This is a genomic window from Flavobacterium sp. TR2 (assembly GCF_025252405.1).
Taxonomy (GTDB): domain Bacteria; phylum Bacteroidota; class Bacteroidia; order Flavobacteriales; family Flavobacteriaceae; genus Flavobacterium.
In genome coordinates this window covers 946,656-967,919 of the sequence record NZ_CP104307.1, presented here as the reverse complement: position 1 = coordinate 967,919, position 21,264 = coordinate 946,656, and the positions used below count along the sequence as shown (strand labels likewise).

At 35.4% G+C, this 21,264-nt stretch carries 20 protein-coding genes; 9 read left to right on the top strand and 11 right to left on the bottom strand.

Annotated elements, in window-relative coordinates; translation table 11 throughout:
- Positions 1-60: 60 nt before the first annotated feature.
- The 4 genes from N4T20_RS04620 (at position 61) to N4T20_RS04605 (ending at position 4,853) form a co-directional block, all read left to right on the top strand.
- On the top strand, positions 61-1,866 hold the full coding sequence (locus N4T20_RS04620; protein WP_260671930.1) for a LysM peptidoglycan-binding domain-containing protein: 1,806 nt from the start codon (positions 61-63) through the stop codon (positions 1,864-1,866).
- 46 nt (positions 1,867-1,912) lie between these two features.
- A complete protein-coding gene (locus N4T20_RS04615) occupies positions 1,913-2,881 on the top strand; it encodes a DUF4837 family protein (RefSeq protein WP_260671929.1) in 969 nt (322 codons plus the stop codon).
- A 733-nt stretch (positions 2,882-3,614) separates the two neighbouring features.
- Complete coding sequence (locus tag N4T20_RS04610; RefSeq protein WP_260671928.1) at positions 3,615-4,256, top strand: DUF1579 domain-containing protein; 642 nt, start codon at positions 3,615-3,617, stop codon at positions 4,254-4,256.
- Positions 4,257-4,406: 150 nt separating this feature from the next.
- A complete protein-coding gene (locus N4T20_RS04605) occupies positions 4,407-4,853 on the top strand; it encodes a GNAT family N-acetyltransferase (RefSeq protein WP_260671927.1) in 447 nt (148 codons plus the stop codon).
- Between the two features lie 69 nt (positions 4,854-4,922).
- Here the strand turns inward: N4T20_RS04605 and N4T20_RS04600 are convergent, their stop codons facing one another.
- The 4 genes from N4T20_RS04600 to rnpA all read right to left on the bottom strand — a co-directional run bounded on the left by N4T20_RS04600 (position 4,923) and on the right by rnpA (position 8,678).
- Positions 4,923-5,726, bottom strand: a complete 804-nt coding sequence (locus N4T20_RS04600; RefSeq protein ID WP_260671926.1) for an OmpA family protein — start codon at positions 5,724-5,726, stop codon at positions 4,923-4,925.
- Between the two features lie 3 nt (positions 5,727-5,729).
- Positions 5,730-7,367, bottom strand: coding sequence for a S41 family peptidase (locus N4T20_RS04595; protein ID WP_260671925.1), 1,638 nt, complete (start codon positions 7,365-7,367; stop codon positions 5,730-5,732).
- Positions 7,368-7,369: 2 nt separating this feature from the next.
- Positions 7,370-8,203, bottom strand: coding sequence for a DUF4349 domain-containing protein (locus N4T20_RS04590; RefSeq protein WP_260671924.1), 834 nt, complete (start codon positions 8,201-8,203; stop codon positions 7,370-7,372).
- A 70-nt stretch (positions 8,204-8,273) separates the two neighbouring features.
- The gene (gene rnpA, locus N4T20_RS04585) at positions 8,274-8,678 is read right to left on the bottom strand and encodes a ribonuclease P protein component (protein ID WP_260671923.1); all 405 of its coding nucleotides are present in this window, start codon (positions 8,676-8,678) and stop codon (positions 8,274-8,276) included.
- 125 nt (positions 8,679-8,803) lie between these two features.
- Between rnpA and N4T20_RS04580 the strand changes: the two genes are divergently transcribed.
- From N4T20_RS04580 to N4T20_RS04570, 3 genes are all read left to right on the top strand, one after another.
- Entirely contained in the window at positions 8,804-9,550 is a 747-nt protein-coding gene (locus tag N4T20_RS04580) for a lysophospholipid acyltransferase family protein (RefSeq protein WP_260671922.1), read from the top strand.
- A 45-nt stretch (positions 9,551-9,595) separates the two neighbouring features.
- Entirely contained in the window at positions 9,596-10,591 is a 996-nt protein-coding gene (locus N4T20_RS04575) for an acyl-ACP desaturase (RefSeq protein ID WP_260671921.1), read from the top strand.
- A 137-nt stretch (positions 10,592-10,728) separates the two neighbouring features.
- Positions 10,729-11,382 carry an HD domain-containing protein gene (locus tag N4T20_RS04570; protein ID WP_260671920.1) on the top strand — a complete coding sequence of 218 codons (654 nt, stop codon included), beginning with the start codon at positions 10,729-10,731 and terminating at the stop codon, positions 11,380-11,382.
- A gap of 511 nt (positions 11,383-11,893) precedes the next feature.
- On the opposite strand, the gene N4T20_RS04565 is transcribed toward N4T20_RS04570, so the two are convergent.
- The 5 genes from N4T20_RS04565 to N4T20_RS04545 all read right to left on the bottom strand — a co-directional run bounded on the left by N4T20_RS04565 (position 11,894) and on the right by N4T20_RS04545 (position 16,418).
- On the bottom strand, positions 11,894-12,835 hold the full coding sequence (locus N4T20_RS04565; protein WP_260671919.1) for an alpha/beta fold hydrolase: 942 nt from the start codon (positions 12,833-12,835) through the stop codon (positions 11,894-11,896).
- A 343-nt stretch (positions 12,836-13,178) separates the two neighbouring features.
- Complete coding sequence (locus N4T20_RS04560) at positions 13,179-13,304, bottom strand: FeoB-associated Cys-rich membrane protein (protein WP_085949274.1); 126 nt, start codon at positions 13,302-13,304, stop codon at positions 13,179-13,181.
- A gap of 6 nt (positions 13,305-13,310) precedes the next feature.
- A complete protein-coding gene (gene feoB, locus N4T20_RS04555; protein ID WP_260671918.1) occupies positions 13,311-15,410 on the bottom strand; it encodes a ferrous iron transport protein B in 2,100 nt (699 codons plus the stop codon).
- Positions 15,410-15,649: a ferrous iron transport protein A gene (locus tag N4T20_RS04550; RefSeq protein ID WP_008465698.1), complete on the bottom strand. Its 240-nt coding sequence runs from the start codon at positions 15,647-15,649 to the stop codon at positions 15,410-15,412. Before N4T20_RS04550 ends, feoB begins: the two co-directional genes overlap by 1 nt.
- 103 nt (positions 15,650-15,752) lie before the next feature.
- A complete protein-coding gene (locus N4T20_RS04545) occupies positions 15,753-16,418 on the bottom strand; it encodes an SCO family protein (protein ID WP_260671917.1) in 666 nt (221 codons plus the stop codon).
- 227 nt (positions 16,419-16,645) lie between these two features.
- Between N4T20_RS04545 and N4T20_RS04540 the strand changes: the two genes are divergently transcribed.
- Positions 16,646-18,700, top strand: coding sequence for a M13 family metallopeptidase (locus N4T20_RS04540; RefSeq protein WP_260671916.1), 2,055 nt, complete (start codon positions 16,646-16,648; stop codon positions 18,698-18,700).
- Positions 18,701-18,965: 265 nt separating this feature from the next.
- On the opposite strand, the gene N4T20_RS04535 is transcribed toward N4T20_RS04540, so the two are convergent.
- Entirely contained in the window at positions 18,966-19,364 is a 399-nt protein-coding gene (locus N4T20_RS04535; RefSeq protein ID WP_260671915.1) for a c-type cytochrome, read from the bottom strand.
- A 1-nt stretch (position 19,365) separates the two neighbouring features.
- Positions 19,366-20,361 carry a porphobilinogen synthase gene (gene hemB / locus N4T20_RS04530; protein WP_260671914.1) on the bottom strand — a complete coding sequence of 332 codons (996 nt, stop codon included), beginning with the start codon at positions 20,359-20,361 and terminating at the stop codon, positions 19,366-19,368.
- A gap of 267 nt (positions 20,362-20,628) precedes the next feature.
- On the opposite strand from hemB, the gene N4T20_RS04525 reads away from it, so the two are divergent.
- The gene (locus N4T20_RS04525) at positions 20,629-21,261 is read left to right on the top strand and encodes a hypothetical protein (protein ID WP_260671913.1); all 633 of its coding nucleotides are present in this window, start codon (positions 20,629-20,631) and stop codon (positions 21,259-21,261) included.
- Positions 21,262-21,264: the final 3 nt, after the last annotated feature.

The following is a 21,264-nucleotide window of genomic DNA, read 5'->3' as shown; positions in this document are numbered from 1 at the left end:
ATTTGCAAAAATACAACTCTCGTAATTATTTGAATTACAGAATTTTAAAAAAAATGTTATATGATTGTAAAGAAATTATCGTTAGTGGTTTCGGCTTTCTTCTCGCTTGCAGTTTGTGCGCAAGAAGCAAAAGCAGATTTAGAACTGAAGCCAGAGGTTAAACTTTCATATTTAGATTCTATTAAAAGCACATTCAAAAAAAACGATCTTGCGACAAAAGTAGATAGTTTATGGATGAACGAATTAGTAAGTCTGGATATTTATGATGATCTGACCAAAGACATTCAAACCATTAACAAAGATGTAACTGTTGATGAAGAACTCCCAACCGAATTGCTAAAACAGCGTTTGGCGGCGATGAATCAGAAGTCACCTTTTGAAATCGAATACAATCAAGGTTTAGAAAATATAATAAAGTCATTTCTTAAGAACCGTAAAAAATCGTTTTCTCGATTAATGGCTTTATCAGAATATTATTTCCCAATTTTTGAGGACGCTTTTGCCAAACAAAACGTTCCGTTGGAAATAAAATATTTAGCCGTTGTAGAATCTGCTTTAAACCCTAAAGCAGTTTCTAAAATGGGCGCTACGGGACTTTGGCAGTTTATGTACGGAACCGGAAAGCAATACGCTTTAAAAATCGATTCTTATATCGACGAAAGAAGTGACCCTCTTAAAGCTACAGCCGCAGCATCTGAGTACATGACCAAAATGTTCAATATCTTTGGCGATTGGGAACTGGTTTTGGCTTCTTACAACTCAGGTCCAGGAAATGTTACTAAAGCAATTCGTCGTTCTGGCGGAAAAACAAAATACTGGGACATCCGTAATTATCTTCCAAAAGAAACTCAAGGTTACGTTCCTGCTTTCTTAGCAACAATGTATCTTTTTGAATATCATAAAGAACACGGAATTAACCCAGAAAGAGCTGTGGTTAAAAACTTTGAAACCGATACAGTAGCAGTCAAAAATCAAATGTCTTTCAAGCAGATTGCCGATTTATTAGATATGCCGCAATCGCAGATCCAGCTTTTAAATCCGTCATACAAAATGGGGGTTGTTCCGTTTTATCAGGGAGAACAGCATTTTATCAGACTTCCAAAAGATAAAGTGGCGACCTTTGTTTCAAACGAAGAACAAATTTATGCTTACGTAAAATACGATACGCAGTTTAGAGCCACTTCATCAAGACTGGCTGTAAAATATGCTCCAAAAGCAAAACCCGCGGCAGCAAAACCCGCAGCGGTTGATAATGGAGATTTCGAATTTTATAAAGTTAGAAAAGGAGATAACTTAGGCGCAATCGCTTCAAAATACAATGTCAGCATCAGCGAAATTAAAAAGTGGAATAACTTAAAAACAAATGCTGTAGCTATAGGAAGAAGCCTAAAAATTAAAGCAGACGAAGAAGCTCCTGCTAAAACTATTCCTGCTGTAGATAAAGAACAAGCAATTGCATCTGCAGAAAATAAAGAGAAAACAGCCGTAGATATGGACTATGTTGTGGCGGCTGGAGACAATTTAGGCAGCATTGCAAAGAAGTTCGGTACGACTATTGCGGAGTTAAAAGAACTTAACAATTTAACTTCAAATAACATTGGTTTAGGAAAAACGATTATCATTTCTAAAGCAGCAGTAGTTATAGAAGAGCCTGTTTCAACAGCAATTGCATCAAACTCGGTTGATACATTCAAGAAAAAAGCACCTTCTAAAAACGTTAGTGAAGATTATTACGTTAAAAAAGGAGATTCTTTATACAGCATTTCTAAAAAATATCCTGGAGTGACAATTTCAGATATTAAAAAATGGAATGGCATTAAAGATGAAGATATTAAACCGGGAATGAAACTTAAAATAAACGGATAATAGAATAATCTTATTAAATTTGGGTTTTATTTCATAAATTAAAAAAATGAATAAAACCCATTTTTTATTACTATTAGTTCCATTTTTCCTGACTTCTTGTTTCAAAACTGAAAAGCAAAACGAGACAGTCTCAGGAAAAACCAATACCATTTCGGTCATTATAGACGACCAATTGTGGTATGGAGAAGTGGGCGATAGCATCAGAAATAAATTTGCCTCTCCAGTTCTTGGACTTACCCAAGAAGAACCGCTTTTTACCATTAATCAATATCCTGCCAGATTGCTTGAAGGTTTTGTCACAGACAGCCGAAGCATAATTGTGGTTAAAAAAGCCCCTGCAGATAAATTCGAAATCATTCGAAGCAAAACATTACCTCACAATACTTTTCGCATTTACGGAAAATCGGTAGACGATATTATTTGTAGTCTCGAATTGAACGCTCCGCAGATCATAAAAATCATTCACGATGCTGAAATTCAGAAAATTCAGGAAGATAACAGTGCTTCGCTATTAAATAAAGCCATTATTAAAAACAAATTTCATATCAATATTCAGATTCCGACAGGTTATGAATATATGCTGCACAAAAAGAAATTCATTTGGCTCAAAAAGGAAATTATAAGTGGCAATACCAGTTTATTGATTTACCAGATTCCGCTTAACAATTTTAAAAAGAAAAAAGATGTTGTAAATGCAATTGTCAAAATGCGCGATTCTATTGGCAAATACATTCAAGGGCGCGAACCCAATACGCAAATGATCACCAGTGAAGCGTATGCACCCTATTTTTCAAAAATAACCTTAGACGACAAAAATGCTTTTGAAACAAAAGGAACTTGGGAACTGAAAAATGATTTCATGACAGGGCCATTTATCAATTACGCCATATTAGACGAAACGTTTAATCGTGTTTTGGTTATCGAAGGATTTTCGTATTCGCCTTCACACCAAGAACGCGATTTAATGCTAGAATTAGAAGCGATCATAAAAACAGTGAGAATAGACAAACGATGAGGTTTTTTGTTTTACGTTTCATGTTTCACGTTTCATGTTTGAAGTTTCACGTTTCACGTTTGAAGTTTCACGTTTGAAGTTTCACGTTTCTTTGTGAGCTCAACAACACTTCAAAATTCAATAGCGTCCTTTGCGCAAAACCTCTGCGCTCTTTGCGTTTAAATAAGTCCAGCATATAAACTTGAAATTTGAAGCGACAAGTTTCTTTGTTTCATGTTCCAAGTTTCATGTTCCAAGTTTCACGTTTCAAGTTTCAAGTTTCTTTGCGAACTCAACATACTTCAAAATTCAATAGCGTACTTTGCGCAAAACCTTTGCGCTCTTTGCGTTTAAATAAGCCCAGCATATAAACTTGAAATTTGAAGCGACAAGTTTCTTTGTTTCAAGTTTCAAGTTCCAATTTCTTTGTGAACTCAACATACTTCAAAAAACATTAGCGTCCTTTGCGCAAAACCTTTGCGCTCTTTGCGTTTAAATAAGCCCAGCATATAAACTTGAAATTTGAAGTGACAAGTTTATTTGTTTCATGTTCCAAGTTTCAAGTTTCAATTTCTTTGCGAACTCAACATACTTCAAAATTCAATAGCGTCCTTTGCGCAAAAACCTTTGCGCTCTTTGCGTTTAAATAAGCCCAGCATATAAACTTGAAACCTGAAACCTGAAACCAGAAACAAAATAAAACAAACAAAAAATTTCGTACTTTTATTCATAACAAACATAAAAACAAATAGTTATGAAAAAATTAACCGCAACCTTAGCAATAATAGCGCTGTGTTTTATTTCTTGTAAAAAAGAAATGAAAGAAGAAACGACAACTCCAGCAGCAACAGATTCTGTAAAAACCGAAGAACCTGTAGCCGAAGCGCCGCTAGATTCTGCCGCGCAAATGAAAGCTTGGCAGGAATATTCAACACCGGGTAATCCGCATAAAATACTGGCTGATGAAGTCGGAACGTGGAACTGTGATATGACATTTTGGTCTGATGCCAATGCAAAACCTGAAAAAGAAACTTCTGTAGCAGAAATCAAAATGGTCTTAGGCGGACGTTTTCAAGAAGCGATTTATAAAGGAACTATGATGGGGCAGCCGTTTGAAGGCAAAGGAACTGTAGGTTACAATAATGCCAGTAAAGAATACATCTCCACATTCATTGATAATATGGGAACAGGAATGATGGTTGGCAGAGGGAAATATAACGAAAGCACCAAGAGCATAGAATTTGATGGAGAAATGGCTGATCCAGTAACGGCAAAAAACATCAAGTACAGAGAAGTTTATACTATTGTAGATGCCAAAACCCGAAAAATGGAAATGTATGATACAAAAAACGGAACAGAATATAAAAGCATGGAAATTATCATGACGAAAAAGTAATTTTCTATTTTAGATTCAAAGAAACGAAATCGCAAAGGCACAAAGTGATAAACTTTGTGCCTTTGCGATTTCTATAAGAAACTTTAGCGAAGCTAAAAAAATACTATAACTTAGCGTCTTCGTGCCTTCGTGGCAAAAACAAAAGCAGAAATGGAATTAGAATGGAAAATAAAGCCTTTTGAGGCATTAACTGTTCATGAGCTATATGATTTGCTCAGATTGCGTAGTGAGATCTTTGTAGTCGAACAAAATTGCGTTTATTTGGACCTTGACGGTAAAGACAAGAAAGCGTTACACCTAATTGGAGAATTTGAAGGCAAGATCGTAGCCTATTCCCGATTATTTGATGCAGGGATTAGTTTTGACAACGCTTCTATCGGAAGAGTAGTCGTAGATCAGAATTACAGAGACAAAAAGTGGGGGCATGAATTAATGCGTGAAGCCATAGCTGGAATTAAATCCAATTTTGGAAAAGATAAAATTACCATTGGAGCACAATTGTATTTGAAGAAATTTTACGAAAGCCACGGTTTTGTGCAAACCAGTGAAATGTATCTAGAAGACGATATCCCGCATATTGAAATGATGAGGGAATAATTAAACGCAACAGATTTGCAATAGTTAAAGCCTTAGAAGCTTAGCAACTCAACACCTTAGAAGCTTAAACTAAATTTTAGTAATTAAAAATTCCACCCGTCGATCATAATTATCGCCTTTTCCTAACGGATATCTATTGCCGCAGCCAATATAGGTCATGCGGCTTTTGGATATTTTTTTGGACATTAAATAATAAAAAACAGTTTTGGCGCGGTTCCAAGAAAGTCTTCTTTCTTTAGTGTCTTTATCAATTCCGTCGCTGTAAATTTCGGGTGTGCAGCAAACGTGCCCGCGTATTTCAAAACTTAGATTTCTGTGATTTTGCAGCGTTATCGCAATTTTATCCAGCTCTTTTTTAGAATTGCTGGTGAGTTTTGCGCTGCCAATTTCAAATAAAATAGATTCTAAGTACACTTTATCGCCAACCTTTAAATTGTCTTTGAAAGAAGTACGTACTCCCTTTCCGAAACTATTTTTTTTAACAACGATTAAGTCAACCCGCCGATTTCGCAGACGTGTTTCGTACAGATTTTCAACAGTATCTGCTTTTACGACAACACGTCCTTTTCCTTCTAGAATAACAATTTTGCTTTCGCGAAACCCTTTGTTGATCAGTAGATTCTGAATCGTATTGGCCCGATTATTTGATAGTTTGAAGTTATATTCATCGTTTCCTCGATCATCACAATAGCCATAAATCTGTATAGACTCAACTTTTGCTGTGTCTATATTTTTTATAAAGTTTGAAACAACAGTAATCTGCTTATCTGTTAGATCATACCTGTCAAATTCAAAATAAATAGTTTCAACAGGTTTTTGCTGTGCCGTTACTGTATAAAATGAAAAAAGAGTCAGGGCTAGAGTTATCTTCATTCACTACATTTTTAAAATCGTTTTATATTCTGTCTGGTTATTTAATACACTAACTGCTCTTTTAATTTCTGAATTGTTTTGTAGATAATACTGGTACAAACCTTCCTGATACTGGTATCTTTTAATTAATTCTTCCAGAATCATGTTTTTAATTTCTTTTTGGTTTTTGTCCAGTAATGTAGTTTCGCTTTTCTCCAAAGCATTTAACAATTGCTGATATTCGGCAGTAATGGTCTCATCTATTTTTTCTTTTTTAGCTGCAGCCAAAGTGTTTTTCAAAGCCACTTCGGTCTCAGTATCAAAAGTAATTTTATTGGTTTTCAGATATTGTTTGAAGGCAGTATAATCTGCGTCAGTCAAAGTCGGAATCTTATTTCCCAAATTTGGATTTTTGTAATAATACGTTGTTGCATAATCAAAAACACCATCGTTTTTGATTAAAGCCGTTGCAATGGCACTCGTTTTGGCTTCTTCCAATTCGATATCTGGCAAAACTCCTCCGCCATCATAAACCGTTCTTCCTTTTCTGGTTTTAAAGGCATTATAATTTTTGGCATCTGTTTTTTGAGCAACACCATTTTTATCTTTATGCGCATAGTCCAAAGCCTGAATGCATCTTCCAGAAGGCGTGTAATATCTCGAAATAGTCACTTTCAGCTGTGTTCCATAAGTCAAATCTACAGAACGCTGCACCAAACCTTTACCAAAACTTCTGCTTCCTAAAATTACCGCACGGTCCAAATCCTGCAAAGCGCCCGAAACAATTTCAGAAGCCGAAGCACTTCTTCCGTTCACTAAAATTGCCAGCGGAATTTCAGTATCAACCGGTTCTTTCTGTGTTTTATAAGTGTTATTGTGCTTTTCAATTCTAGATTTAGTCGTAACAATTACTTCATTCTTTGGAACAAACAAATTGCAGATGTCAATCGCTTCATTCAATAAACCTCCTGGATTTCCTCTCAAATCCAAAACCATCTGTTTGGCTCCATCAGCTTTTAATTTTTCAAGAGCGTCTTTAACTTCTGCCGAAGCTTTTCTGCTAAAATGCGCTAAAACGATATAACCCGTCTTATCATCAATTTTTCCGTAAAAAGGAACCGATTTAATATCCACTTCGTCCAAAACCAAAACCGTAGAGCTTGGTTTTCCCTGACGAAGATATTTGATATTGATTTTAGTATTTTTTGTTCCCTTCAATAATTGCGAAGCATCATCTTTAAAATCAGCAATCAGAACATCGCCAATCTGAATAATTTCGTCGCCCGCTTTTAGTCCCGCTTTGTCTGCTGGATAGTCTTTATAAGGTTCACGAACAATCAAGCGGTCTTTTTTTCTAGAAATCAAAGCGCCGATTCCGGTATATTCTCCAGTATTATTGATTTTAAAATTGACAACATCCTGCTCGTTAAAATAAACCGTGTATGGGTCTAAGCTTCCAAGCATATTTTTGATGGCCTTATCCATCAGATCGCCAGGATTGGTTTCATCAACATAATTAGTGTTTACGGCCTTAAATAGGGTCGTAAAAATTTCAATCTGTTTGGCAATTTCAAAAAAATCTTCTCTAAAACTGGTTCCAACAAATAACATTCCCGCCGCAGCGACTGGTATAATAAATTTCCTTTTGAAATACGGATACATGATTATTCTTTTTTTCTTCTTTTTAATCTTCTTCTAATAAAATAGGCTAATACAACAAATATAATTACAAACGGCCAAACGCTGATTAACGAAATCAAAAAATCGGATAAACTAAAAAATCCTGATTGAACTGCGTTCCAAAGTTTGGAACCGTAAGATATTTTAACGCCTTCTTTTTCAGCCACCGTTTTATAAAATTCTATCGTCACAGTGCTTTCAGAAACACGGCTTTCGAGATATTTCAGCTGGCCTTCTTTGGCTTCGATTTCTTCGCGGATTGCTGAAATCTGTTTTTCAATTTCTAAAATCTCACTGACTTTAGTCGCTTTCTGTAAGATTTGCAGGTAACGTTCTTCTAGTTTTTTCTTCGTATTTAATCTAGAAGTTAAATCGATAAATTGTTCTGTTACATCTTCGGCAGATATATTTTTTACCTCAAAATAAGAAACGCCTTTAGAAACGTCATTTATAAAACGATCAAAATTTTGACTTGGCACTCTTACAGTAAGGTTTCTGTAGACACTGCTATAATCTTTTCCTTCAGAATCGTTTATGATTCTTGCCTTGTTGTCTGAAACCGCTTTTTGAATTTGATTGAAAGTCTTTTCTAAATTATCGGTTTCAAATCGAAGTGTGCCTTGTTTGATTATTTTCTGCGGAATTTCTGGTGCAGATTCGCTTATATCTTGATCTTTTCTAATAGGCTCGCTCGCTCCAGCAGGAGGGGGTGGCGGAACCATGACAGCACTTACTGCAAGATCACTACTTTCAGATTCTGATTTACTGCAGCCACAAAGGGTTAAAAATAAGAAAGATAGGAGGAAAAGTTGACGCATAAAATTTCAATTTAGAGCTAAAACTACGATTTTTTTGTCTAACTTGAATAATAATCTTACGTTTTGAAATTTACGCTTCGGTTTTTGTTTCAGAATCTTGAGGTTTGTTTATCTGCGCTGAAAATTTCTCAAACAATTGAATCATTTTGGTGTTGATTTCTTCGTATGATAAACGGTCTTTGGTTTGGTAAAAAAGCATTATCGAATACGGCTGATCCAAGTTATCCAAAAGCAGATGTTTGTTCAAACGATACGTTTCTCGCAAAACTCTTTTGAAATAATTTCGGTCAACGGCTTTCTTGAAATATTTCTTAGAAACCGAAACGCCAATTTTGGTCTGTTCTTCTGAATTTGCTTCCGCTTGACGGTAAACCAAACGAAGCGGATATTTAGACACCGATTTTCCTTCGGAAAACAGCAATCCAATTGTCGTTTTGCTTTTTAAACGCTCATTTTTAGGGTAAGTAAAGTTCATTTAATTCAGAAAAGATTTGCAAATACTAGTGCAAAGGTACAATTAAACCATAAAAACAGTTATTGTTTTCAATTTTAATAAGTCTAAAAATATATTTACTACTTTTGCGCATTAATTTTTGAAGCATGGAAAAAATTATTTCTTATCCAATATCGGTAATTTACTATTTATTATTTGGTTTATGTTTGGCTGTTTTTCACCCAATTCAATGGATTTGTTTAAATGTTTTTGGCTACCAGGCTCACAAAAAAAGTGTTGATTATTTAAATTTCTGCCTTTTAAAATGTACCAATCTTGTCGGAACAAGATATACAATTGAAGGCGTAGACATGGTTCCGAAAGGTGCGCCAATTATTTTTGTGGCAAATCACCAAAGTATGTACGATATCGTGGCAATGATTTGGTACTTTAGACGTTTTCATTGTAAATTTGTAAGTAAGAAGGAGTTAGGAAGCGGAATTCCGAGTGTTTCTTATAATTTGAAACATGGAGGATCTGTGCTAATTGACCGAAAAGACCCTAAACAAGCGATACCAGTTATCAAAGGCTTGTCTGAATATATCGAGAAAAACACAAGATCTGCCGTTATTTTTCCAGAAGGAACAAGAAGTAAAACAGGTAAACCAAAAGAATTTGCGCAAAGCGGTTTGAAAATTTTATGCAAATATGCGCCATCTGCATACGTTGTACCCGTGAGCATCAATAATTCTTGGAAAATGGTAAAGTTTGGTTTTTTTCCTGTTGGTTTAGGAAATCATCTGAAGTTTACAGCTCATAAAGCTTTGGCTGTCAAAGATTACAAATTTGAAGAGCTGATGGAGATTACTGAAAAAGCAGTTAAAGAAGGAATAAATGAGTATAAACAGGTTTAAGTTTTAGTCCGAGCTAAAACGTACAACCCAAATCTATAATAAGTAATGTCTATAAAAAACATTAGATTAGAAGTAATGCAGTTTTTGGAAAAAAACGTGGATAGCTTCGTTGAACAGTATTTAATTCCAGTGGAAAAAATTTGGCAGCCGTCGGATTTCTTACCAGATTCTCAAGGAGAAAATTTCTTTGAAGAGGTAAAAGAACTACGCGAAATTGCCAAAGAGCTTCCATACGATTTCTGGGTTACGCTTGTGGGTGATACCATCACAGAAGAAGCCTTGCCTACATATGAGTCATGGTTAATGGATGTAGAAGGAATAGATCAGCAGGAAGAAGGCCAAGGAAATGGTTGGGCAAAGTGGGTAAGACAATGGACTGGAGAAGAAAACCGCCACGGAGATCTTTTAAATAAATACCTGTATTTGTCTGGTCGTGTAAATATGCGTGAAATCGAAATGACTACACAGCATTTGATCAACGACGGTTTTGATATTGGAACTGGAACTGACCCGTACAAAAATTTTGTATACACTAGTTTTCAAGAATTGGCAACTTATGTTTCGCACAATAGAGTAGCACAGATGGCTAAGAAATTTGGCGATAACAAGTTGTCTAAAATGTGTAAAATGATTGCGGGCGACGAAATGCGACACCACCACGCCTATAGCGAGTTTGTTACGAGAATTTTCCAAGTGGATCCAAGCGAAATGATGTTGGCTTTTCAATACATGATGAAGCAGAAAATCGTTATGCCGGCTCACTTTTTGAGAGAATCTGGCCAAAAAATCAGCACAGCTTTCGAACAGTTCTCTGATTCGGCACAGCGTATTGGAGTTTATACCGCAAACGATTATGTTGAAATCATGCAGAAATTAATCAACAAATGGGAGATTGATAAAATTACCAATTTGTCAGATGAAGCCGAAAAAGCGCGTGATTACTTAATGAAACTGCCAGCTCGTATGGCAAAAATCTCTGAGAGAATCGTTATCCCAAAAGAATCGCACATCTTTAAATGGGTAGAACCAGCGAGACTTTAAATTTTAGATTTCTGATTTTAGATTTTAGATTGGAATTTGAAAAAAGCAACATTGTTGCCTTAAAAGATATTTGTTGATTGTTGGAGATTTAAAATCTTTGGCAATCAACATTTTTTATAAACCGTAAAAACTTCTGTATGAGCGACTCAGCATTAATCATTAAAACCATTGCTTTTGTAAAAGAAAAACTAAATGATGCCGAAGGAGGCCATGACTGGTTTCATATTGAACGCGTTTATAAAAATGCGCTGCTGATTGCAAAAGAAACAGATTGTGATCTCACAATAGTGCAGTTAGGAGCTCTATTGCATGATATAGCCGATAGTAAATTTCATAACGGAGATGAAACTATAGGCCCAAAAACAGCGAGGGCGTTTTTAGAAGCCGAAAATGTTTCTGAGGATATAATTGCCCATGTTGTCAAGATCATTGAAAATATCTCTTATAAAGGCGGAAATTTCGAAAGAAAGTTCTCTTCTGTCGAGTTGGATGTTGTTCAAGATGCAGATCGTCTAGATGCCATTGGCGCTATTGGTGTTGCAAGGGCGTTTAATTACGGCGGATTTAAGAACAGAGCGCTATATAATCCTGAAATTGAACCTGTGACCAATATGACAAAAGAGGAGTACAAAAAGAATAGTGCTCCAACGATTAATCATTTCTACGAAAAACTTTTGCTTTTAAAAGATAAGATGAACACAGAAAAAGGAAAAGAAATCGCTGCTGAAAGACATCGTTTTATGGAAACTTTCCTTGCTCAGTTTTATGCGGAGTGGGAAGGGGTGAAGTAGATTTTTTTTGTAAGCTTTGTAGAAGCGAAACGTTTAGAAAAAGGATAAGTGTCTACACAATAAAAGCTCCAGAAGCGCGACATATTTTTTGCATTCATAATTTATGTCGCGCTTCTGGAGTTTTTTTATTTGTCTATTGCAATTGCTGCTGAGGTTTTACAGATAAAATAAATTTATAAATAATCCGTCCAGAGAGAAGCTGTTTTTTATGATATAGCATCGTTATTTATTTGAAATACTATTAGTTTACAGTCTAGATTTTAAGAGACACATAATGGTAAAAGCACATAAAAATCCAATTGAAAACCACAATAACTTTGTAATAGTATTACTTCTAGCCATTTCCTTTTTTTCAAACCGTGTCATTTTGAAAGTGTTTTAATGCATCTCAAAAATAATTTTTTAGAGTGACAGATGGTTAGCATAAAAGTCTTTAAATCACAATGATAAGACTTTTTTACTCCGTTTTCAGTTAGTGTAATTCGTTAGCCCCCTTCTCAAATCTTTCCTCTCAAATCTTTCTTCTCACATCTTGCTTCTGAACAAATTTCTGAATAGTATTTTTAAACTCTTTATTCTGCTCGTAATACAAAATATGTCCGCCATTAATGATCTTTACTTCTTGATTTGGGAATTTAAACAAGCGGTAATGTTCTGGGCCAATATTATTGTCTTTTGTTCCAGAAATTATGAGTGTCGGTACTTTAATGGATGCCGTTTCTTTTGTAAAATCGCTAAAATAGATCGGGCCGCTTAATGCATTTTGCGCAAACGAAGAATTTCTTTTTTCACTGTTGTCAATGCTGTCCAGCTTTTCGACTGTTGCTCTATTGTCAGATAGCATTTTATAATCCAGATCGGCTTTTTTGATTTTTGTTTTAGCGGCAAAAAAAGTATTTAGTATTGAATCTTTGCTTTTTACTGGAAAATCTTCTCCAAGAGTTTTGCCCATAAAAGCAATTTGGTTGAGGAGAGAATCGTTGATGTCAAGAGTAGAATTCAATAAAATTAAGCCTTTTACGTGATCTGGATATTTTTCGGCATATTTAGTGGCTAAAATTCCTCCGAAAGAATGCCCCATTACAAATACTTTTGAGGTTTTAAGAGAAGCGCGAATTTCTTCAATATCCTCGATCATTCTGTCTATGCTGTAATTATTGTCCGAAGGAGATCCAGATCGGCCGCAGCCTCTTTGGTCGTAGTAACACATAGTAAGTTTATCTTCGAGAACATTTCCGCCAAACTCTTCAAAAGATTTGCTCCATGCTCCCGGGCCGCCATGCACAAAAATACATACTTCGCCTTTCCCAGAAACTTTCAAAAATAAAGGAACTCCGTCTGAAGTGATAAAATTACTGTTTGGCTTTTGCTGTAAAGCTGTTTTTGTTTGACTAATTGCGCTTGGAGACAAGCAAAGAAACAGAAAGAAAAGTAAAGGGGTTTTTAAATTCATTTTGAAAGTCTTTTTTTGATGTTTTAATAGGATAAAAATAGAATTAAAACAGCAGAGAAAAAACTTAAAGATTATTTTTCATTAGCAAATAAGTAATAATTGTCGCGCAGAAAAAACCTATCGCGAACCACAATAATCGAGCAACTCTATTGTCTCGTATTATTTCCATTCTGTCTTCTGGTGTCATTTTGTGATGAATTTAAAAACCCAAAATAACATTAGAAAATATACAAATAAGTTATTTTTAGGATTTAAAAACAACACAATAAGACATTTTTCTATAAAAAAAGCCGTTCAAAATGAACAGCTTTTATACTTAGCGCCTTAGCATCTTTGTAACTTTTTAAGAACAACCGCAATCAGTTCCGCCGCCGCAGTCTTTTTTCTTCTTCGATTTAAAAAAGAATTTTTTAATCAAAAAGGCTACAGCAAATCCTAATATGGCAAAGGCAATTATTTCCTGAAACATAACTTTTTATTTTAAAAGTTGATATGCAATTAATGCGGTAAAATAAGCGAGACCGCTCATAAAGACAAGCTGCATTGCAGGCCATTTCCATGAATTGGTTTCTTTTTTGGTAATGGCCAATGTGCTGGCACATTGCATGGCAAAAGCATAAAATAGCAGTAGAGAAATTCCAGTAGCAAAGTCAAATACCTTTTGTCCTGTGTCTGGGCGCACTTCTGCCTGCATTTTGCTTTTTATGGTCGATTCGTTGTCCGTGTCTCCAACGCTATAAATGGTGGCCAATGTTCCTACGAAAACTTCACGCGCGGCAAACGAACTGATTAAGGCAATTCCGATTTTCCAATCATAACCCAAAGGCTGAATTACGGGTTCTATTGCTCTTCCCATCAAACCGATATACGAATTTTCTAGTTTTTGAGAATTAACTTCGTTTTCAAACTGAGTTTCGTTTAAAGTAGTATTCGCAAATCTTTCTTTAACAATAGTTTCCGCTTCGTTAAATTCTTTTCCAGGACCGTAAGAAGCCAAGAACCATAATATTACTGATATTGCCAAGATAATTTTACCTGCGCCAACAACAAATGCTTTTGTTTTTTCTACAACATTGATCGCGACGTTTTTGAAAAGAGGCATTTTATAACTTGGCATTTCAACAACAAAATATGTTTTTGATTCCAGTTTTAAAACCTTATTCAAAATGTAAGCCGATAAAATGGCCATAAAAAATCCTAAAACATATAACGACATTAGGGTTAATCCTTGAAGATTCAGAACTCCAAAAACTCTTTTGCTCGGAATAACCAATGAGATAATAATGGCGTAAACTGGAAGCCTTGCCGAACAAGTTGTAAAAGGCGTTACCAAAATAGTGATTAAACGTTCTTTCCAGTTTTCGATATTTCTTGTAGCCATAATTGCCGGAATTGCGCAAGCCGTTCCCGAAATTAGCGGCACAACACTTTTTCCTGAAAGCCCAAATCGGCGCATGATTTTATCCATCAAGAATACAACACGGCTCATATAGCCGCTTTCTTCCAATATGGAAATGAATAAGAATAAAAAGGCAATTTGCGGAATGAAAATTATAACTCCTCCAATACCTGGAATAATTCCCTGAGAAAGCAGATCGGTTAAAATACCGCTTGGCAGTTCTGCTGCAACCCAGCTGCTCAAAGAAGCAAAAGTGCTGTCAATGAAATCCATCGGAATCGTGGACCAGCTGAAAATGGACTGGAAAATCAAAAATAAAATGGCAAAGAAAATCAGATATCCGAAAACTTTATGAGTAAGAACTCGATCAATTTTGGCACGGATATCTTTTGCCATTGAGGCATCGATTTTTAAACCTTCTTTTAAAACATCGTTGATAAACTGATATCTTTTGATGGTTTCTTTTTGCTGAAGACGTTTTAATTCGGAATGTGATTTGGTAAAAGTGCTTCGAATTTCATTTCGATCCAAATTCAAAAAATTGACATCCTGCGTAATTACCAGCCACAATTTGTACATCAATTGGTTTGGAAATGCTTTTTGCAGTTTTTCAAAATATTCAGGATCAATTACAGAAGCATTTAAACAAGGTTCGTGCGGAATGGTTTTATAAGAAACAATCAGTTCTTTCAATTCTTCGATTCCTAAACCTTTGCGCGAACTGACTAAAGCAATTTTTGTCTTTAATTTTTCTTCTAAATACGGAATATCCAAAGAAATGCCCTTGCGCGCCATGCGATCAGACATATTGATAACTAAAATTGTCGGAATTTCAAGATCTTTTATCTGTGTGTAAATCAGTAAATTTCGTTTCAGATTTTCGACATCTGTAACAACAACTGCTACGTCTGGGTAAAGCTTATCGTTTTTGTTCAGCAAAAGTTCAATGACCACACTTTCGTCCATCGAACTGGCGTTCAAACTGTAGGTTCCCGGTAAATCTAGAATATTAGCTTTTACATTATTGGGCAATTTGCAGAAGCCCATTTTTTTCTCCACCGTAATTCCGGGATAATTCCCTACTTGCTGGTTAAGGCCTGTCAATTGGTTAAAAACAGATGTTTTTCCGGTATTTGGATTTCCGATAAGGGCAACATTGATATTCTGAACGCTCATTACAAATTGGTTTTGATAAGTTCAACTTCAATTTCGCGAGCGGTTTCAATTCGGATTGCTACATGAGAACCATTTATGTCTAAATATAAAGGATCTCCAAAAGGCGCAACCTGCAATAATTCAACTAAGGAGCCAGGAAGACAACCCATTTCTAATAATTTAAGTGGAATAAGATCGATATCAAAATCTTTGATAATGGCTTTTTCGCCTTTTTTCAGAGTGTGTATTGTATTTTGCAAGCTTATTTAGATTGAATTTAGATTGCAAAAGTAGGCAATTATTCTTTATTTCAAGGCATTTAACACCTTCACAAATGCTAAATGTTTCTAAAAAGAAGGGATTTTACTCTTGCGAGAGGAATTCGATGTCTTCTAAAAGACGTTTTATGTCTTCTTTATTTGTTCCGTCGTAAAAACCTCTAACGCGACGTTTTTGATCGACCAAAACAAAATTCTCCGTATGTACCATATCATACAGCTGATCTGGTCTTCCCATTTTTACAGCCAAGTACGATTTTCTAGCCATTTTGTAAATCTGTTTTTTATCGCCAGTAACCAGATTCCATTTGCTGTCTACAACGCCATATTTAATAGCATAAGCTTTTAAAACCGAAACGCTGTCTACTTCTGGAAAAACGGTATGCGAAAGCAGCATCACTTTAGGATTGTTTAAAACCGCTTTTTGAACCTCAACAAGATTAGTCGACATTTTTGGACAAATCGATCCGCAGGTTGTAAAGAAGAAATCGGCAACGTAAATCTTTCCTTCGTAATTTTTCTGGGTAATGGTATCGCCATTCTGATTGATGAAAGAAAAATCGGCAATCGTGTGGTATTTGCTTTTATATTGAATCGTACTGTCTACCAACTCAGGATTTACATCGGATGGATTGTAAATCGGAAGCGTCTTTTTAGGTTTTAAAGCCGAGTAAAACAAAGATATCGTAACAACCGAAAATACTATTAAAACGATAAAGAATTTGCGGTATTTGTATAAAAGCGATTTCATAAAAATAATTTGGCGCAAAAATACAAAAAGCAGATGCTAAAAACTTTACAGAGATATTTTTTTAACAGGCTTTTGTAACTTTTATCTAGAGTTTGCAGACTAATACGCCAGTTTAAAATATCAACTTGTGAAATTTTTTCTCTTTTATCATTTCGCTGTTAGAATTTTAACACAATTTTAGAAATAATAACAATATGTTTGTATTTTCCATTAAACTATAACTTTTTATGAAAAAACAATTTGCAAAACCTGTGTTTGGTGTTATATCCGCAATGTTTTCTGTAACAGCGATGGCCCAAAATGCTCCAAAAGAACCAGGTATTAATGTATCTTACATGAATACTAAAATTAGTCCTAGCCAGGATTTTTTTAAATATGTAAACGGAACTTGGTTGGATCAGACAGAAATTCCAAGCGACCGAACAACTTGGGGAAGTTTTAACGAACTGATTAAAAGAACCGACAAAGATGTGATGGCGGTTTTAAAAGAGGCTTCCAAAAACCCAAAGTACAAATCGAATACAGATCAAGGAAAAGCGGTTAATTTATTTAACACTTATCTGGATTCTATAGGAAGAAATAAAAGAGGAATTGAACCATTAAAACCATATCTGAAAAAAATTGATGCAATTAAAAACATTGCCGATGTTCAGAAATATTTGGTTGACATGGAAAAAGAAGGAAACGCTGGCTTTTTCGGAATTTACATTGGCGCTGATGATAAAGACAGTTCTAAAAACTCGGTAAATTTAAGCCCAAGCCAATTAGGACTTCCTGACAAAGATTATTACACTTCTGACGAAAAAGATTCTAAAGATAAACGTGCAAAATACGAATTGCACGTGGCAAGAATGCTTCAGTTTATTGGAGAATCTCCAGAAAAAGCAAAACAAAGCGCTGCTGAAGTTTTAGCTCTTGAAACAGAATTGTCACAGCCAAGATTAAACAGAGTTGAAAGAAGAGACAGCCGTCTGCAATACAATCCGATGACAATTGCTGAACTTCAAAAATTGACTCCAGCTATTAAATGGAACGAATATTTTGCTGGTTTAGGAATTGCTAAACTAGATGTTGTAATTGTTTCTGAGCCAAAATATATGACTGCTTTAGAAACTGTTTTCAAGGAAAATAAAGTTGCGCAATGGAAAGAATACCTGAAATGGGATTTGATTAACAGCGCTGCAGGCAAGCTGACAGCAGAAATTGATAATGCTAATTTTGATTTCTACAGCAAAACATTAAGAGGTGCAATAAAACAGCTTCCTTCTGAAGAGAGAGCGCTTAATGTTGTGAATGGAAATGTTGGTGAAGCTCTTGGAAAACTTTATGTAGAAAAAGTTTTTCCTGCTGAGGCCAAAACCAAAGCGATTGATATGATTCACAATGTTATTACAGCGTATCAAAATCGTATTAACAATTTAACTTGGATGTCTAAAGACACTAAGGCAAAAGCAATCGAAAAGCTGAACAAAATAACGATTAAAGTCGGATATCCTGATAAATGGAAAGATTACTCCGCTTTAGAAATTAAAAGTATTGCAGAAGGAGGAACTTATTTTGAGAATGCTAGAAATTTAGCAGAATGGAGATTTAAGAAAAGCGTAGACAAATTGTCTAAACCAGTTGATAAAACAGAATGGCATATGTCTCCGCAAACAGTAAATGCTTACTACAACCCATCTTACAATGAGATTGTATTTCCAGCAGCAATCTTACAGCCGCCGTTCTACAATTATCAAGCTGACGAAGCAGTTAATTATGGTGGAATTGGAGCGGTGATCGGTCACGAAATTTCGCATGGATTTGATGATTCGGGTGCTCGCTATAATGCGGAAGGGAATTTAGTGGATTGGTGGACAGAAGATGATCTGAAACAATTTACAGCTTTAGGAACTGATTTGGCAAATCAATACAGTGCTCTTGAACCGCTTCCAGGAATTTTTGTTGATGGTAAATTTACGTTAGGTGAAAATATTGGAGACTTAGGCGGAATCAATGCGGCTTATGACGGTTTGCAATTGTATTTGAAACAGCATGGTAACCCAGGTTTAATTGACGGATTTACTCCAGAACAGCGTTTCTTTATTGCTTGGGCTACAGTTTGGAGAACAAAATCTAGAGATGAAGCAATCAAAAACCAAGTAAAAACAGATCCGCACTCTCCAGGAATGTATAGAGCTTACGTGCCAATTCAGAATGTTGATGCTTTCTACAAAGCGTTTGACATTAAGAAAGGCGATAAAATGTATGTTGAACCAGAAAAACGAGTTAAAATCTGGTAATCAATATTTAATGGTAAAAAAGGCGGTTCCGATTTTTCGGAACCGCCTTTTTTGCGTTATTATTTTGAGAAAATCACAGATGTTCCGTAGGAACATTTCATCGGTAGAAAAAAAATATTGACGACCGATTTATTTACGTTCCGTAGGAACGTTTGATATGCTAGACGGTTAAAATTTATATCAAATCAACGTTCCATAGGAACGTTATTGGTTAATAACATAATTTTCTAGCGACGAAATGCTCCTAAGAAACATCATCGTTTGATTATTTCAATTGGCTATAGATGTAAGCTTCAATTGCTTTTAATTCTTCTTCAGACATAGCCTGTGTTATGGCAAAATTGGTTTTCATAACCTCAAACTGGCTTGGGTCAACAATTGGTTCTGCATTTCCTTTAAGAAAAGTAATTATATCGCCATTTTTGTCTTTATAGATTTTGGCAATTTCCTTAATGCTTGGTCCAACTACTTTTTGATCTGGCTGATGGCAGGCAAAACAATTTCCAGCTCCTTCAAAAAGCTGTTTCCCTAGTTCTTCTGGGCTTTTGGCTTTTGCCGATTCTCCTTCAGAAACAGATTCGGTTGCGGTGTTTGTAGGCTCTGAAGTTTCTTTTTTGCAAGAAGCAAATGTTAAAACTGCAGCTAAAAATAAAATCTTTTTCATTTTACTTGTTTAATAAAATTGCTGCTTCTTTAGCAAAATAAGTAGAAATAAGATTAGCGCCAGAACGTTTGATGCACATTAGCTGTTCCATCATAATCTTATCATGATCCAGCCAACCTCTTTCAGAAGCCGCTTTAATCATGGCATATTCTCCAGAAACCTGGTAAACGGTTACAGGAACATGGACAGTGTTTTTGATTTCGCGAACAATATCCAAATAAGCAATTCCAGGTTTTACCATAACCATATCGGCACCTTCTTCTACATCTGACAAAGCTTCTTTGATTGCTTCGATGCGGTTGGCATAATCCATTTGGTATGTTTTTTTGTCTTTTGGAACAACAACATCAGCTTCTTTTGGAGCCGAATCTAAAGCATCTCTAAATGGCCCGTAAAAAGCCGAAGCATATTTTGCTGAATAGCTCATGATTCCAACATTCTGAAATCCGGCAGCATCCAAACCTTCGCGCAAGCGTAATACGCGTCCGTCCATCATATCGCTTGGCGCAACAAAATCGGCACCAGCTTCTGCGTGAGAAACGGCCATTTTTACTAAAGCGTCAACAGTGCTGTCGTTTTCTACATCTCCATTTGTTATAATACCGTCATGACCGTAGATAGAATAGGGGTCCAAAGCAACATCTGGCATAACAACCATCTCTGGGCAAGCCGCTTTTATGGCACGAATGGCCTGCTGCATCAATCCGTTAGGATTCCAAGCTTCTTTGCCAGTATTGTCTTTTAGATTTTCGCTAACTTTTACATAAATGTTTACAGCGCGAATCCCTAAATCAAAAAGTTCTTTTACTTCTTCAACCGTTAAATCTATAGATCTTCTGAAAATTCCCGGCATTGACGGAATTTCGACTTTTACATTTTCGCCTTCAGCAATAAACATTGGAAACATAAAATCTGATGGACTTAAACTGGTTTCGCGTACTAAAGAACGAATGGATTCATTTACTCTTAATCTTCTGCCTCTTTGTAATGGGAACATATAATTTTAGATTTATAAATTTTAGATTTTAGATTTTAACCTGAATTTGAAATCAGATTGACAAATCCTTATTCTAAAACTGCAGTTGTTTTTTATTTTTTTTGAAGTTTATCTCACTTTTTAATGAGTGGCGCAAAGTTAAAGAAAAATCAACAGAATAAGGCGTTTAGCTTGCTGCAGAATCCGTTAATATTATCTAAAAATTTAGATTTTTTATTGTTGGAACCAAAGCATGGTTTTTCAGAATATTCCATCTAAATTTGTATAATGAAGAAAATTCTCGCTTTATTATGCTGTCTGCTCTTAACAAGCTGTTTTGAGATTACAGAAAGAATCAAACATCACGATGATCAGAGTGGCGAATACACACTGATGATCGACTTTTCGAAATCTTGGTTTAAGACCAAATCTGCCATTTGGCTGGAAGAAGTCGATGGAGTTAAAATTCCGAATGAACAGGAAATTGCACAGAAACTGGAAGATTTTAAGTCGAAGGCTTTAAAAATTGACGGAATCTCAAATGTAACAACCAAAACAGATTTTCAGAATTACGTTTTCATTATCAAACTCAATTATGCCAATCTTAAAGCGCTAAATGCTGTCGTAAACACAATAAACAATCAGCGCGATCAGATTCACTTTAGCGGAAGCGCTAAAACTTTTGAAAGAATTGCTTCTTATCCAGTTCCCGAAAAAGTGGTAAACGACCCCAAGAAAAAGAAAGATCTGGAAGAAGCCAGCATTATTTCTATTTACACTTTCGATAAAGATATTCTGGCTGTAGACAACGTAAACAGCAAAATTTCAAAAAATAAAAAAACAGTTTTTTTAAAGCAAAGTATGTACAGCGTATTTAAAAAATCGACCTTAATGAACAACACAATCCAATTAACGCCTTGATTT

What these genes read in the sequence shown, in the direction of transcription:
- N4T20_RS04620 (WP_260671930.1), top strand. Translation starts at nt 61, where the DNA reads ATGATTGTAAAGAAATTATCGTTAGTGGTTTCGGCTTTCTTCTCGCTT.
- N4T20_RS04615 (WP_260671929.1), top strand. Translation starts at nt 1,913, where the DNA reads ATGAATAAAACCCATTTTTTATTACTATTAGTTCCATTTTTCCTGACT.
- N4T20_RS04610 (WP_260671928.1), top strand. Translation starts at nt 3,615, where the DNA reads ATGAAAAAATTAACCGCAACCTTAGCAATAATAGCGCTGTGTTTTATT.
- N4T20_RS04605 (WP_260671927.1), top strand. Translation starts at nt 4,407, where the DNA reads ATGGAATTAGAATGGAAAATAAAGCCTTTTGAGGCATTAACTGTTCAT.
- N4T20_RS04600 (WP_260671926.1), bottom strand. Translation starts at nt 5,726, where the DNA reads ATGAAGATAACTCTAGCCCTGACTCTTTTTTCATTTTATACAGTAACG.
- N4T20_RS04595 (WP_260671925.1), bottom strand. Translation starts at nt 7,367, where the DNA reads ATGTATCCGTATTTCAAAAGGAAATTTATTATACCAGTCGCTGCGGCG.
- N4T20_RS04590 (WP_260671924.1), bottom strand. Translation starts at nt 8,203, where the DNA reads ATGCGTCAACTTTTCCTCCTATCTTTCTTATTTTTAACCCTTTGTGGC.
- rnpA (WP_260671923.1), bottom strand. Translation starts at nt 8,678, where the DNA reads ATGAACTTTACTTACCCTAAAAATGAGCGTTTAAAAAGCAAAACGACA.
- N4T20_RS04580 (WP_260671922.1), top strand. Translation starts at nt 8,804, where the DNA reads ATGGAAAAAATTATTTCTTATCCAATATCGGTAATTTACTATTTATTA.
- N4T20_RS04575 (WP_260671921.1), top strand. Translation starts at nt 9,596, where the DNA reads ATGTCTATAAAAAACATTAGATTAGAAGTAATGCAGTTTTTGGAAAAA.
- N4T20_RS04570 (WP_260671920.1), top strand. Translation starts at nt 10,729, where the DNA reads ATGAGCGACTCAGCATTAATCATTAAAACCATTGCTTTTGTAAAAGAA.
- N4T20_RS04565 (WP_260671919.1), bottom strand. Translation starts at nt 12,835, where the DNA reads ATGAATTTAAAAACCCCTTTACTTTTCTTTCTGTTTCTTTGCTTGTCT.
- N4T20_RS04560 (WP_085949274.1), bottom strand. Translation starts at nt 13,304, where the DNA reads ATGTTTCAGGAAATAATTGCCTTTGCCATATTAGGATTTGCTGTAGCC.
- feoB (WP_260671918.1), bottom strand. Translation starts at nt 15,410, where the DNA reads ATGAGCGTTCAGAATATCAATGTTGCCCTTATCGGAAATCCAAATACC.
- N4T20_RS04545 (WP_260671917.1), bottom strand. Translation starts at nt 16,418, where the DNA reads ATGAAATCGCTTTTATACAAATACCGCAAATTCTTTATCGTTTTAATA.
- N4T20_RS04540 (WP_260671916.1), top strand. Translation starts at nt 16,646, where the DNA reads ATGAAAAAACAATTTGCAAAACCTGTGTTTGGTGTTATATCCGCAATG.
- N4T20_RS04535 (WP_260671915.1), bottom strand. Translation starts at nt 19,364, where the DNA reads ATGAAAAAGATTTTATTTTTAGCTGCAGTTTTAACATTTGCTTCTTGC.
- hemB (WP_260671914.1), bottom strand. Translation starts at nt 20,361, where the DNA reads ATGTTCCCATTACAAAGAGGCAGAAGATTAAGAGTAAATGAATCCATT.
- N4T20_RS04525 (WP_260671913.1), top strand. Translation starts at nt 20,629, where the DNA reads ATGAAGAAAATTCTCGCTTTATTATGCTGTCTGCTCTTAACAAGCTGT.